The 12,726-nt window shown below is 65.3% G+C and carries 13 protein-coding genes; 11 read left to right on the top strand and 2 right to left on the bottom strand.

Annotation, left to right across the window (positions count from 1 at the left end; translation table 11 throughout):
- Nucleotides 1–67 precede the first annotated feature (67 nt).
- A complete protein-coding gene (locus BTM36_RS07385; RefSeq protein ID WP_077235759.1) occupies nt 68–1,465 on the bottom strand; it encodes a M23 family metallopeptidase in 1,398 nt (465 codons plus the stop codon).
- Between the two features lie 246 nt (nt 1,466–1,711).
- Here BTM36_RS07385 and tyrS point away from each other — a divergent pair, with 246 nt between their 5' ends.
- The 7 genes from tyrS to purH all read left to right on the top strand — a co-directional run bounded on the left by tyrS (nt 1,712) and on the right by purH (nt 8,140).
- Nucleotides 1,712–2,971, top strand: coding sequence for a tyrosine--tRNA ligase (gene tyrS / locus BTM36_RS07380; RefSeq protein ID WP_006463622.1), 1,260 nt, complete (start codon nt 1,712–1,714; stop codon nt 2,969–2,971).
- A 12-nt stretch (nt 2,972–2,983) separates the two neighbouring features.
- The gene (gene dtd / locus BTM36_RS07375) at nt 2,984–3,448 is read left to right on the top strand and encodes a D-aminoacyl-tRNA deacylase (protein ID WP_006463623.1); all 465 of its coding nucleotides are present in this window, start codon (nt 2,984–2,986) and stop codon (nt 3,446–3,448) included.
- 85 nt (nt 3,449–3,533) lie between these two features.
- A complete protein-coding gene (locus BTM36_RS07370) occupies nt 3,534–4,181 on the top strand; it encodes a YbhB/YbcL family Raf kinase inhibitor-like protein (protein ID WP_006463624.1) in 648 nt (215 codons plus the stop codon).
- An 8-nt stretch (nt 4,182–4,189) separates the two neighbouring features.
- Nucleotides 4,190–4,834 carry a histidine phosphatase family protein gene (locus tag BTM36_RS07365; protein ID WP_077235758.1) on the top strand — a complete coding sequence of 215 codons (645 nt, stop codon included), beginning with the start codon at nt 4,190–4,192 and terminating at the stop codon, nt 4,832–4,834.
- Nucleotides 4,835–5,027: 193 nt separating this feature from the next.
- Nucleotides 5,028–6,047 carry a tRNA dihydrouridine synthase DusB gene (dusB, locus tag BTM36_RS07360; RefSeq protein ID WP_077235757.1) on the top strand — a complete coding sequence of 340 codons (1,020 nt, stop codon included), beginning with the start codon at nt 5,028–5,030 and terminating at the stop codon, nt 6,045–6,047.
- Between the two features lie 183 nt (nt 6,048–6,230).
- Nucleotides 6,231–6,464, top strand: a complete 234-nt coding sequence (locus BTM36_RS07355) for a Fis family transcriptional regulator (protein WP_006463627.1) — start codon at nt 6,231–6,233, stop codon at nt 6,462–6,464.
- A gap of 104 nt (nt 6,465–6,568) precedes the next feature.
- Entirely contained in the window at nt 6,569–8,140 is a 1,572-nt protein-coding gene (purH, locus tag BTM36_RS07350) for a bifunctional phosphoribosylaminoimidazolecarboxamide formyltransferase/IMP cyclohydrolase (protein ID WP_077235756.1), read from the top strand.
- Between the two features lie 99 nt (nt 8,141–8,239).
- Here purH and BTM36_RS07345 read toward each other — a convergent pair whose 3' ends face one another.
- Complete coding sequence (locus BTM36_RS07345; RefSeq protein WP_077235755.1) at nt 8,240–9,259, bottom strand: MerR family transcriptional regulator; 1,020 nt, start codon at nt 9,257–9,259, stop codon at nt 8,240–8,242.
- Between the two features lie 96 nt (nt 9,260–9,355).
- Here BTM36_RS07345 and BTM36_RS07340 point away from each other — a divergent pair, with 96 nt between their 5' ends.
- The 4 genes from BTM36_RS07340 to BTM36_RS07325 are packed head-to-tail and all read left to right on the top strand — an operon-like array spanning nt 9,356 to nt 12,714.
- Nucleotides 9,356–9,532 (top strand): DUF2256 domain-containing protein, encoded by a 177-nt coding sequence (locus BTM36_RS07340; protein WP_077235754.1) that lies wholly within the window; start codon nt 9,356–9,358, stop codon nt 9,530–9,532.
- Nucleotides 9,533–9,543: 11 nt separating this feature from the next.
- Nucleotides 9,544–10,833 carry an FAD-binding domain-containing protein gene (locus BTM36_RS07335; RefSeq protein WP_077235753.1) on the top strand — a complete coding sequence of 430 codons (1,290 nt, stop codon included), beginning with the start codon at nt 9,544–9,546 and terminating at the stop codon, nt 10,831–10,833.
- Nucleotides 10,826–11,248 carry a thiol-disulfide oxidoreductase DCC family protein gene (locus BTM36_RS07330; protein ID WP_077235752.1) on the top strand — a complete coding sequence of 141 codons (423 nt, stop codon included), beginning with the start codon at nt 10,826–10,828 and terminating at the stop codon, nt 11,246–11,248. Before BTM36_RS07335 ends, BTM36_RS07330 begins: the two co-directional genes overlap by 8 nt.
- On the top strand, nt 11,248–12,714 hold the full coding sequence (locus tag BTM36_RS07325; RefSeq protein WP_139347097.1) for an FAD-binding domain-containing protein: 1,467 nt from the start codon (nt 11,248–11,250) through the stop codon (nt 12,712–12,714). Before BTM36_RS07330 ends, BTM36_RS07325 begins: the two co-directional genes overlap by 1 nt.
- The last annotated feature ends 12 nt before the right edge of the window (nt 12,715–12,726 follow it).

Genomic DNA, 12,726 nt, shown 5'->3' with positions numbered 1-12,726 from the left:
GGCGGTCGCTGATTCTACAGCGACCGCCCTTCGTAGCTCATGCCGGCAGGAACGATGCCGGGCGGAATTACTTGATGGAAGCCAGTTTCACATCCGGCGCGCCCGGTACACGCAGCATGGCCATGCGGTGCTGCATCTCGTCGGCCACGGCGCGGAAGCGCTGCATCTGCGGGCCGGTCAATGCCTGGACATTGGGCACTTCCACCGACAGCGGGTTGCGCGGCTGGTTGTTGACGCGGAACTCGTAGTGCAGGTGCGGGCCGGTCGCCCAGCCGGTCATGCCGACGAAACCGATCACGTCGTTCTGGCTGACCTTCATGCCCTTCTTGATGTTGGGCGCGAAGCGGCTCATGTGGCCGTAGGCGGTGGAGTAGCCACTCCAGTGCTTGATGACGACGATGTTGCCATAGCCGTTCTGCTGACCCACGAAGTCGACCACGCCATCGGCCGCCGCATGGATCGGGGTGCCGGTCGGCGCCGCGAAGTCCACGCCGGTGTGCTGTTTCCACTGGCCCAGGATGGGGTGCAGGCGCATCGAGAAGCCGGAAGAGATACGGGTGAAGGCCAGCGGCGACTTCAGGAAGGCCTTCTTCAGCGACTTGCCGTCGAAGGCGTAGTAGCCGCCACCGCCGATCTTGCTGGCCGGGTCGCTGAACCACACCGCCTGGTAACGGTTGCCGGCATTGTCGAATTCGCCGGCCAGCACGCGACCGGTGCGCACCAGGTCACCGTTCTGGTAATAGGTCTCGTAGACCACGTTGAAGCGGTCGCCGCGGCGCAGGTCGGAAGCGAAGTTGATGTTGGTGGCGAACATGTCCACCAGCTGCATGGCGATGGCGTCCGGGATCTGGGCCGCATCGGTGGCCGCGAACAGCGAGGAGAAGATGGTGCCGGCGCGCATTTCCACGCGCCGCTCCAGCACGGCCGGCTGCGCCTGTGCGGTCAGCTTGCCTTCCTGGCGCGAGATGACCAGGTTCTTCGGGGTGTCGCTGCCGTCGTCGAGGGTGGCCGACAGCTTGACCAGTTCGCCATTGTCGTCGGTCTGGGCCACCACACGCTTGCCGGCGCGCAACTGCATCACCGTGCGCGCCAGGGTATCGGACTTGATGAAGGCCGTGGCCTCGTCGTCATCCACGCCCAGGCGGTTGAGCAGGGTGGCCAGGGTGTCGCCGCTGCGTACCTTCTCTTCGTTCACGTAATACTGCGAACGCTCTTCCAGGGCGCTGATCTGCTGTTGCAGGTCGGGCAGGGCCAGTTCCTTGGAAATCGGGTTGACCGGGGCGTCCTTCAGGTCGGGCTCGGCCGGTGCGAAGCCGGCGGCGCCGATGGTAAAGGCCGCCAGGAACAGGGCGCTGGCGCCGACGATGCGGGTCTTGGGCGAGGAGGCGGCGACTTTGTGGTGGCAGGATCGCAACGCGGTGAAGCACAGGGACGAGAGGTGCTTGAGTTTATCTTGTGGGAACATGCAATACGAATACGTTAAAATCTGACGTTTCCGTGGCGGATGGCGGGTACGGCTGCAATGCGGCGTTTCCTGTCCCCCCGCCGTGTTGCGCCCGCGTAATTCTTCATACGCACGGGTGTGAATATTGTTCCTGCTGATGAGCTTCTGAGGCGGCGTCCTGGCGCCCAGCAGAAAAACGAAAGTCGGAATTATAGCAACACGCTTTAGCGGTCTTGTCCTACAAATGCCAATTTTTTAGTTATATCGATGAACGCCGACCAGTCCACCCCTTCCGCGCCCTCCGCTGCCCCCTCCAAACTGCCCCTCTCCGACAAGGTCCAGGAGGCGCTGGCCATCACCAAACGCGGTATCGATGAGCTGCTCATCGAAAGCGAATTCGCGCAGAAGCTGGCGCGTGCCGAGCAGAGCGGCCAGCCGCTGCGCATCAAGCTGGGACTGGACCCGACCGCCCCTGACCTGCACCTGGGCCATACGGTGGTCCTGAACAAGATGCGCCAGTTGCAGAACCTGGGGCATCAGGTGATCTTCCTGATCGGCGACTTCACCTCGATGATCGGCGACCCGTCCGGCCGCAATGCCACCCGTCCGCCGCTGTCGCGCGAACAGATCGAGATCAACGCCAAGACCTATTTCGCCCAGGCCAGCCTGGTGCTGGATGCCAGCAAGACCGAAATCCGCTACAACTCCGAATGGTGCGATGCCCTGGGTAGTCGCGGCATGATCCAGCTGGCCTCGCGCTACACCGTGGCGCGCATGATGGAGCGCGACGACTTCACCAAGCGCTTCAAGGAAGGCACGCCGATCTCGGTGCATGAATTCCTCTACCCGCTGATGCAGGGCTATGACTCGGTGGCCCTGAAGTCCGACCTGGAACTGGGCGGCACCGACCAGAAATTCAACCTGCTGGTGGGCCGCGAACTGCAGAAGGACTTTGGCCAGGAGCCGCAGTGCATCCTGACCATGCCGCTGCTGGAAGGCCTGGACGGCGTGGAAAAGATGTCCAAGTCCAAGGGCAACTATATCGGCATCACCGAACCGGCCAACACCATGTTCGCCAAGGTGATGAGCATTTCCGACGTGATGATGTGGCGCTACTACGACCTGCTGTCGTTCCGCTCCATCGCCGAGATCGCTGCCTTCAAGGCCGAGGTCGAGGGGGGCCGCAATCCGCGCGATATCAAGGTCGCCCTGGCCCAGGAGATCGTGGCCCGCTTCCACTCGCAGCAGGCTGCCGAAGACGCGCTGGCCGATTTCGTCAACCGCTCCAAGGGCGGCATCCCGGACGACATCCCGGAGGTCTCGCTGTCGGGCGCGCCGCTGGGCATCGGCCAGTTGCTCAAGCAGGCCAACCTCTGTGCCTCCACCTCGGAAGCACTGCGCATGGTGGAGCAGGGCGGCGTGCGTATCGACGGCACCGTCATCAGCGACAAGGGTTTGAAGGTCGAGGCCGGCCAGTGCGTGGTGCAGGTCGGCAAGCGCAAGTTTGCCCGCGTCACCCTGGCGTAAGCTGGTGCGCGCATGATTGCCCTGTTGCAGCGGGTCAGCCAGGCCGCCGTGGTGGTGGACGGGCAGACGCTGGGTGCCATCGGCCCCGGCCTGATGGTATTGGTCTGCGCCGAACGCCATGATGGCGTGGCCCAGGCCGATGCCCTGCTCAAGAAGCTGCTGGCCTATCGCGTCTTCAGCGACGAGGCAGGCAAGATGAATCGCAGTGTTGTCGACGTGCAAGGCGGCCTGTTGTTGATCCCGCAGTTCACGTTGGCCGCCGATACCAATTCCGGTACACGCCCCTCCTTCACGCCAGCGGCCGCGCCCGAACTAGGACGGCAGCTGTTTGAGCACTTCGTGGCGCAGGCGCGGGTGCAGCATGGACAGGAAAAGGTCGGCACCGGCCGTTTTGGCGCCGACATGAAAGTGTCGCTGACCAACGACGGGCCGGTCACTTTCTGGCTGCAGGTGAAGCCTCAGGCTTTGGTGTCATGAACCTCGGTCCGGCTTGAAGCCGGGCCGGACGTCCCCAAATGAATTTGCAAAGCGTGTTGAATGTGGCCTTACTTTAGGAGGTGATATGAAATTCTGGAGCGATTCTTTCAAGGACGGTAGCAACATCCCCGGCGAGTTCGCCTTCGCGGTGATGGACGCCAAGACCCACGTCGCCCTGTCGGCCAACCGGAACCCGCACTTCGCCTGGAGCGATCTGCCGGCCGGTACCAGGTCGCTGGCGCTGGTGGTGCATGACCCTGACGTGCCTTCCCGTGGCGACGACGTCAACCAGGAAGGCAAGACCGTGCCGCTGGAGCTGCCGCGGGTGGATTTCTATCACTGGACCCTGGTGGACATTCCGGCCAGTGTCAGCCAGATCAAGGCCGGCCAGTTCAGCAACGGCGTGACCGCACGCGGCAAGCCGGGTCCGGCGGTGCTGGGCGACGTCATGCCCGGTGCACGCCAGGGCATCAACGACTACACCGGCTGGTTCGCCGGCGACGGCGACATGCGCGGCGACTACTTCGGCTACGACGGCCCCTGCCCACCGTGGAACGATGCGCTGGTGCACCGCTACATCTTCACCCTCTATGCACTGGACGTGGAACAGCTGCCGGTGGCCGGCAACCTCGAAGGTTCGGTGGTGGTGACGGCGCTACGCGACCATGTCCTGGCGCAGGCCTCCCTCACCGGCCTGTACACCCTCAACCCCAGCGCCATACCGCGCACCTGAAAACCCGCATGACCGACATCCTGCTGATCCGCCACGGCGAAACCGACTGGAACGTGGACAAGCGCCTGCAAGGGCATATCGATATTCCGCTCAACCAGGCCGGCCAGCGCCAGGTCCTGGCACTGGGCGAGCTGCTGGCCGAGGAGGGCATTGATGCCATCTTCGCCAGCGACCTGCAGCGCGCTCGCGACACCGCGCAGGCGGTGGCCCATGCCAGCGGACGGCAGGTGGCCATCGATACCGGCTTGCGCGAGCGTTGCTATGGCGCCTTCGAAGGTCTGCGCCATGTGGAGATCGAGGCGCGCTATCCCGAGGCCTATCGGCAGTGGAAAGCCCGCGAGCCGGACTTCCGCTATCCGGCCGGCGAGCGTATCGCCGAGACCATGCGCGAGTTCTACGAGCGCTCGGTCGCGACGGTGCAGCGGGTACTGGCCTCGGGCCCGTACCGCAAGGTGGCCATCGTCACCCATGGCGGCGTGCTGGAGTGCATCCATCACTGGGCCAGCCAGAGCTCCTTCGCCCAGCCGCGCAACTTCGACATCTTCAACGCCAGCGTCAACCGCCTGCACTGGGATGGCCAACGCGCCCATATCCGTTCCTGGGGCGAGATCGGTCACCTCCAGCGCGAGACGCTGGACGAGGTCGACCGCTGAATCCGCGCGCCGGGCCGCGCCAGGCGGCCCGGATTCTTGCAGGATGGCAATCAGGATTGGCATACTGCCAACAATTGATTTTGCCCAATAAATAATCAGCCCCAAAGATGTAACCGCGCCCGATTCTTGTTGGGCGAGGCCGTCAATCGCGCTAAAATAGCGCCCTTCCCCGTACCTCCCCCTGATCCACGTCGTGAACATTGGGCCTTACTCCCTGCGAAACAACGTGTTCGTCGCTCCCATGGCGGGCGTGACCGACCGTCCGTTCCGCCAGCTGTGCAAGCAGCTGGGGGCAGGGTATGCCGTGTCCGAGATGGCGGCTTCCGATCCCCGGCTGTGGCATAGCGAGAAGACCTCGCGCCGTATCAACCACGATGGCGAGATGGAACCCAAGGCGGTGCAGATCGCCGGGGCCGATCCCGTCATGCTGGCCGACTGCGCGAAGTACAACGTCGAGCGCGGTGCCCAGATCATCGACATCAACATGGGCTGTCCGGTCAAGAAGGTCTGCAACAGCTGGTGCGGTTCAGCCCTGCTGCAGGACGAGGAACTGGTGGCGCGCATCCTGGATGCGGTGGTGTCGGCGGTGGACGTGCCGGTGACGCTGAAATTCCGCACCGGCTGGGACCGCGCCAACAAGAACGCCCTGAAGATCGCCGCCCGCGCCCAGGCGGCCGGCATCGCCATGCTGACGCTGCATGGTCGCACCCGCGCCGACGGCTACAGCGGCCATGCCGAGTACGAGACCATCGCCGCCGTGAAGGCTGCCGTCAGCATTCCGGTGGTGGCCAATGGCGACATCACCACGCCCGAGAAGGCGCGCGAGGTCCTGCGCATCACCGGGGCTGATGCCGTCATGGTCGGCCGCGCCGCACAGGGGCGTCCCTGGATCTTCCGCGAGATCGACCACTTCCTGCAGACCGGCGAACACCTGCCGGCGCCGCTGGTGAGCGAGGTCGTGCAGCTGATGGATGAACACCTGCAGGCCCACTACGCGTTCTACGGCGAGTATCTGGGCGTGCGCACGGCGCGCAAGCATATCGGCTGGTATGTGCGCGAACTGGCCGGCGGCGAGCAGTTCCGTCGCGGCATGAATCGCATCGAAGACTGCAACCAGCAGTTGCAGGCGGTGCGGCAGTTCTTCGCCGACCAGGCAGTGCACGGCGAGCGTCTGCAATACGGTCTGGTGGATGAGGTGGCCCTGGCCGCCTGAGCGAACGAGCAATGGCCCGACCGCCCGGCAGGGACGGAGATCGGGCTTGGGGTAACGGGTATCGGATGCGCCTTGCGCGCAATTGATCAACAACACGGCAGGTCACGCAGGCAGGCGCGCAGTTCACAACGGCGAGCGTCGCCGGCAGTGGCCACACCGGAAAAAAACAGAAGCAGCAACGCCATGAGCAAAGAAAGTATCGAGGATGTCGTCAAGAAGAGCCTGGAAAAGTATTTCCGGGATCTCGGAGAGCAACTCCCCACCAATGTCTACGACATGGTGCTGGCCACGGTCGAAAAACCGGTCTTCGAGACCGTGATGGCGCGCGCCGAGGGTAACCAGTCCCAGGCCGCCGAGATCCTCGGCATCAACCGCAATACGCTGCGCAAGAAGCTGCAGCAGCACGGCCTGCTGTAGCCCGCGCGAGGCCGGCGCCGCAGTGCAGGGGGCCGGTTCATGCAGGGGTGCAGCTTCCTTCCACGGTTTTTCAGGTTTCCTTTCCCTTACCAGTCTTGCCTACCATGATCAAACAAGCACTCATTTCCGTATCCGACAAGGCAGGCGTGCTCGAATTCGCGCGCGCGCTGTCCGCCATGGGCGTCAACATCCTGTCCACCGGCGGCACCGCCAAGCTGCTGGCCGACAATGGCGTGCCGGTCACCGAAGTGGCCGACTACACCGGTTTCCCGGAAATGCTGGATGGCCGCGTGAAGACGCTGCATCCCAAGGTGCATGGCGGCATCCTGGCGCGTCGTGACTTCCCCGAGCACGTGGCCGCCCTGGACCAGCACGGCATCCCCACCATCGACATGGTGGTGGTGAACCTGTATCCGTTCCAGCAGACCGTTGCCAAGCAAGAGTGCTCCCTGGAAGACGCCATCGAGAACATCGACATCGGCGGCCCGGCCATGCTGCGTTCCTCGGCCAAGAACCACAAGGACGTGATCGTCATCTGCGACCCGACCGACTACGAAGGTGTGCTGGCCGAGCTGAAGTCGGGCGGCGACCTGCCCTACGAAAAGCGCTTCGCGCTGGCCAAGAAGGTCTTTGCCCACACTGCGCAATACGACGGCGCCATTACCAATTACTTCACCTCTCTGGGCGAAGACAAGCAGCACACCACCCGCAGCGCCTACCCGTCCACCCTGAACCTTCACTTTGAGAAGGTCCAGGACATGCGCTATGGGGAAAACCCGCATCAGAGCGCCGCCTTCTACCGCGACATCAAGAAGGTCGAGGGCGCCCTGGCCAACTACACCCAGCTGCAGGGCAAGGAACTGTCCTTCAACAACATCGCCGATGCCGATGCGGCGTGGGAATGCGTCAAGAGCTTCGACCCCGCCACCGAAGCGGCCTGCGTCATCATCAAGCACGCCAACCCCTGTGGCGTGGCCATCGGTGCCAACCCGCTGGAAGCCTACAGCAAGGCGTTGCAGACCGACCCGACCTCGGCCTTCGGTGGCATCATCGCCTTCAACCGCGAAGTGGATGCGGCTGCGGCCGAAGCGGTGGCCAAGCAGTTCCTGGAAGTGTTGATCGCCCCGTCCTTCAGCGCTGAAGCCAGGCAGATCTTCGCCGCCAAGCAGAACGTGCGCCTGCTGGAAATCCCGCTGGGCAATGGCCTGAACGGCTACGACTTCAAGCGCGTCGGCGGTGGCCTGCTGGTGCAGTCGCCGGATGCCAAGAACGTGCTGCTGGCCGACGTGAAGGTGGTCAGCAAGAAGCAGCCGACCCAGCAGCAACTGCAGGACCTGATGTTTGCCTGGCGCGTGGCCAAGTTCGTCAAGTCCAACGCCATCGTCTTCTGCGGCAATGGCATGACCCTGGGTGTGGGCGCCGGCCAGATGAGCCGCATCGACTCCGCCCGCATCGCCTCGATCAAGGCGCAGAACGCCGGCCTGACCCTGGCGGGTTCTGCCGTGGCCTCCGACGCCTTCTTCCCGTTCCGCGACGGCCTGGACGTGGTGGTTGATGCCGGTGCCACCTGCGTCATCCACCCGGGTGGCTCCATGCGCGACCAGGAAGTCATCGACGCCGCCAACGAGCGCGACGTGGTGATGCTGCTGACCGGAACCCGTCACTTCCGTCACTGATCATCTGCATGCTTTAAACAGGAACGCCCGGCCATATGCCGGGCGTTCTTGTTGGTGGGTTCGGTTTGCCTGCGCTGTTGTCTGCGCGGTCGCCTGCGCTCAGGATTGCTCCGGAACCAGGCCCTCATGCATCGCAATCCGGCTCAGCGCCATTTCGAAGCGCTGGCGCGATTCCGTGGTCAATTGCTGCAGGTACTGGTGCAACTGCGCATCGGCCTCGTTGCGATTGGCGCACTGCGCGCTGTAACGCTCGAACTGAGACAGCTGCATCAGCAACTCGGCCACATGGCGCGGGCACTCGCAGGCCACCGTGGTGGAGCGGTTCGCAAAGGCGATCAGTTCATTGTCGCTCCAGCGCGGTGTTACCTGCGCCTGCTGCGACCAGGCCGGTTCGCTGCGCGCCGGCACCGTCAGCGCCATCAGTGCGCGCAGCCATTGCAGGATCACCACATCCGGTTGCGGCGCGCGCAGCAGACTGATGCCTACCGCCGCCAGCGTCTCGCATACCGCTTCGCTGGCAAAGCCATACAGCACCGCCATCGGCAAGCCACTCAAGGCCGGTGCCGAACTCTCCAGCGCCCCCAGCCAGCCGGCATGCAACTGCGGCTCGTGCAGCAGCAGGGCGTCGACTTCTTCCCGTTTCAGGCTCAGGGCGGCCTGCTGGACGCTCTCGAAGGGTCCCAGCAACTGCAGCGGACGGCCCAGGCGCTGCAGCAGGCCTGGCTTGTCCAGCCGCTGCGCCAGGGTGGCGCCGATCACCGCCACCCGCCACTGGCCCTGCACCGTCTGCGGTGGGGTGGGGCGTACGGCGTGCAGTTCGGCATGGGTGGCCGCCACCTGTTGCAACTGCTCCATGTCCAACCCGGCCAGGCTCCCGATGGCATGACCGAGCTCGGTCAACTGCCGGATCAGGGCCAGGCGCCGCACATCGGCTTCCGAATACAGGCGTTGCCCGCTGGGCGAGAGTTTGCCCTGGGTCAGCGCATAACGACGCTCCCACACGCGCAGGGTCGCCACCGGCATGCGCAACATGCGGGCCACGGCCCCGGTGCGGCGCAATGACTCGGTCGCGGGTTTGTCTGCGGGAGGGGCGGACTGCTGCGGCTGGTCTGTGCTCATGATCTCTCTCGTTGAATCAGGAATGACGCAGAGTATAGGCGATAAATCGGGGATTTGAATCAAGGTTGAACCATTTATTGCGTACAATTCTGAGTCATGAAATCCACCAGCCAGGCCATCGCTCATCGCGGCAACAAGGCGCACTTGCCCAGCAAGCCCTGCGCCGTCTGCGGCTTGCCCATGACCTGGCGGCGCAAGTGGGCCAGGAACTGGGATGACGTCAAATACTGTTCCGACGCCTGTCGCCGCAAGCCTGCCCACGCTGCTTCCTGAGGAGTCGAGTCATGTACCGCAAACACCAATTCGACCTGGTGCTGGATGCCGTGTCACCGGAAGAAGCGGCGCAAGCCGCGCCGCAAGTCCTGGCGCCCCCTGCGCTGCCCACCCTGGCCGCCGCCCGCCAGCGTATCGCCGCCGTGCGCCCGGGGGCCTATGCCCGCTCCCGCAACAGCCTGGAGGGTGCCGTGACAGGGCTGTCGCCCTACCTCACCCATGGCATGGTCACGTTGCGTGAGGTGCTGGCTGGCGTCTGCGCGCGCCATGCGCTGGAGGTGCAGCACAAGTTCGTCTATGAACTGGGCTGGCGCGCGTTCTACCGCTATGTCTGGGCGCGCCGTGGCGCCCGCATCTTCGATTCACTGCATCCCGGTCCGCTGCCGGAGTCGGCCTATGCGCGTGAGTTGCCGGCCGATATCCGGGAGGGCGCCACCGGGCTGCCGGTGATCGACCAGGCCGTGCGCACCCTGTATGCCACCGGGACCCTGCACAACCACGCCCGCATGTGGCTGGCCAGCTATATCGTGCATCTGCGCAAGCTGCACTGGCGCGCCGGTGCCGACTGGATGGTCGGTCACCTGCTGGATGGCGACCTGGCCAGCAATCACCTGAGCTGGCAGTGGGTGGCCGGAACCGGCAGTCACAAGCCCTATCTCTTCAATGCCGAGAATGTGGCCAAGTACGCGCCTGCTGCCTGGCATAGCCCGGGTACAGTACTCGACACCAGCTATGAAGCGCTGGGCCAGATCGCCCTGCAGCCCGATCCGGTGGCGCCTGAACCTGCGGCCTCTGCCCGCGCTTGCCCGCGCATTGCCGAGCCCCCCTTGCTGGCGGCACCCCCGGCCAGCCTGGATAGCGTCGCCCCCGACCCGCAGGCCGTGGCCGGGCGCGACGTCTGGCTGGTTCATCCCTGGAGCCTGGGCGAACTGCCGGCCGATCTTGCACCCGATACGCTGGTGGTGGGGCTGTACCTCTCCGACTTCCATCTGCTGTGGCCGTGGAGCCAGCGCCGCTGGGATTTCGTCGGCGCGCGCATGCGCGAGCTTGCACCGCTGTGCTGGCACGGCGACGCCGCCAGCGTGGGACGCGCCCTGAAGGCGGCACGCAGCGTGCGCTGCCAGTCCGATCCGCACCTGGCACCGTGGCTGCCGCTGTGGGCGCAATGCAGCGCGCCGCCCGGACTGTTTCCGGCGGTGGACAAGCCCAGCGATCTGTTCACTCAGTGGTGGCGACGCAGCACCCATGGCCTGCGCGACGCGGCCGAGCTGCTGGCACGGGAGGGCCACTGCGATGGCTGACGGCGAGGAACGCAACAGCGGGAATCAGAAGGATGCGCTGACCGTGCTCTACGACGGCGCCTGCCCGCTCTGCCGCCGTGAGATCGGTCTGTACCAGCGCCTTGGCGAGCAGGCGCCGCTGCGCTTCTGCGACATCAGCCAGCCCGATCGTGGCTCCGCCTTGCCATCCGGCCTGACGCGCGAGCAGCTCCTGGCGCGCTTCCATGTGCAACGCGCCGACGGTGTGGTCTCCAGCGGGGCAGCGGCCTTCGTGCAGCTATGGGCGAGCTTGCCGGGCTGGCGCTGGCTGGCCCGCCTGGCGCGCCTGCCCGGGATGCTGTGGCTGATGGAGCGCTCCTATCGCGGCTTCCTGCGCCTGCGGCCGGCGCTCCAGCGTCTGGTCCTGCGCCTGGAAGGGCGCTCGCGGCGGTCCTGATGTCGGTCGGCCTGGTCTGGTTCAAGCGCGACCTGCGCCTGCGCGATCATCAACCGCTGGCGCAGGCGGCACAGTGCGAACGCGCCTTTGGCCTGTTCATCATCGAACCGGCCTGGTTGCAGAGTTTCGAATGCGATCCGCGCCACGTGGATTTCCTGCTGCGCTCGCTGCAGCCGCTGCAGATCGAGCTACGACAGCGTGGCATGCCGCTGTTGGTGCGCATCGGCGAGGCGGTGCAGGTGCTGGAAGCGCTGCTTCGTGAATGGAACGTCACCCATCTCTTCAGCCACGAAGAAACCGGCCCCGCCTGGAGCTACGCCCGTGATATTTCGGTCGGCCGCTGGAGTCGCATCCAGCATGTCCAGTGGCAGGAATGGCCGCAGACCGGCGTGATCCGCCGCCTGCGCAGTCGCGATGGCTGGGCGGCGCGCTGGCTGCAGCGCATGGAGGCGCCGCAGGTGGCGATGCCTGCCGGCTTTCGCGCCCCGCCGGGCATGCAGCCCGATCCGCTGCCCACGCTGGCCGATCTCGGCCTGCCCACGCCGCGCCTGCAGCCGCCCGCCGGGGAAGCCGATGCCTGGGAGCGCCTGCGCGCCTTTCTCGGCGGTGATGGACGCGATTACCGGCGTGCCCTGTCCAGCCCGCTGACTGCCCCTGAAGCCTGCAGCCGTCTCAGCGCGCACCTGGCCTTCGGCACGTTGTCCATGCGCAGCGTGCACCAGGCCACCGAGCTGGCCATCGAACACACACCGGACCGCGAGTTGGCCTACGGTCTGCGCGGCTTTTCCAGCCGCCTGCGCTGGCATTGCCACTTCATGCAGAAGCTGGAAGACCAGCCCGATCTCGAATGGCGCAATATCGCCCGCTCGCTCGATGGCCTGCGCCCCGGAGATGGCGGGCCGTGGGGCGCACTGGCACAGGAACGCTTCGATGCCTGGTGCGAAGGGCGTACCGGCTATCCCATGGTGGACGCCTGCATGCGCCAGCTATGCAGCACCGGCTGGCTCAACTTCCGCATGCGCGCCATGCTGGTCAGCTTCGCCGCCTACCACCTGTGGCTGCATTGGCGCGCGCCGGGATTGTTCCTGGCACGCCAGTTCCTGGATTTCGAACCCGGCATCCACTGGAGCCAGATGCAGATGCAATCCGGCACCACCGGCATCAATGCCTTGCGCATCTATTCGCCGGCCAAGCAGGCGCGGGATCATGATCCCCTGGGCGAGTATGTGCGGCGCTGGGTGCCGGAATATGGCACGCCAGCCTATCCCGCGCCCATCGTCGACGAAAAGAGCGCGCTGGCCCAGGCCAAGGAGGCGCTCTATGGCCACCGTCACAGCCCGGTCGCCCGTCAGGAAGCCGACGCCATCCAGGACAGGCACGGCTCGCGCAAGAGCGGCCTGCCCGCGACCACGCAACGACGCGGCCGCAAAAAGACCGTCGACCCCGGTCAGGGCGTGTTGTTCTAGGGCCTGGGGCGG

It is taken from the genome of Herbaspirillum sp. VT-16-41 (genome assembly GCF_001994935.1).
Classification (GTDB): domain Bacteria; phylum Pseudomonadota; class Gammaproteobacteria; order Burkholderiales; family Burkholderiaceae_D; genus Herbaspirillum; species Herbaspirillum frisingense.
Note: the sequence above shows the minus strand (reverse complement) of the source record. Positions and strands in the feature narration are given on the sequence as shown.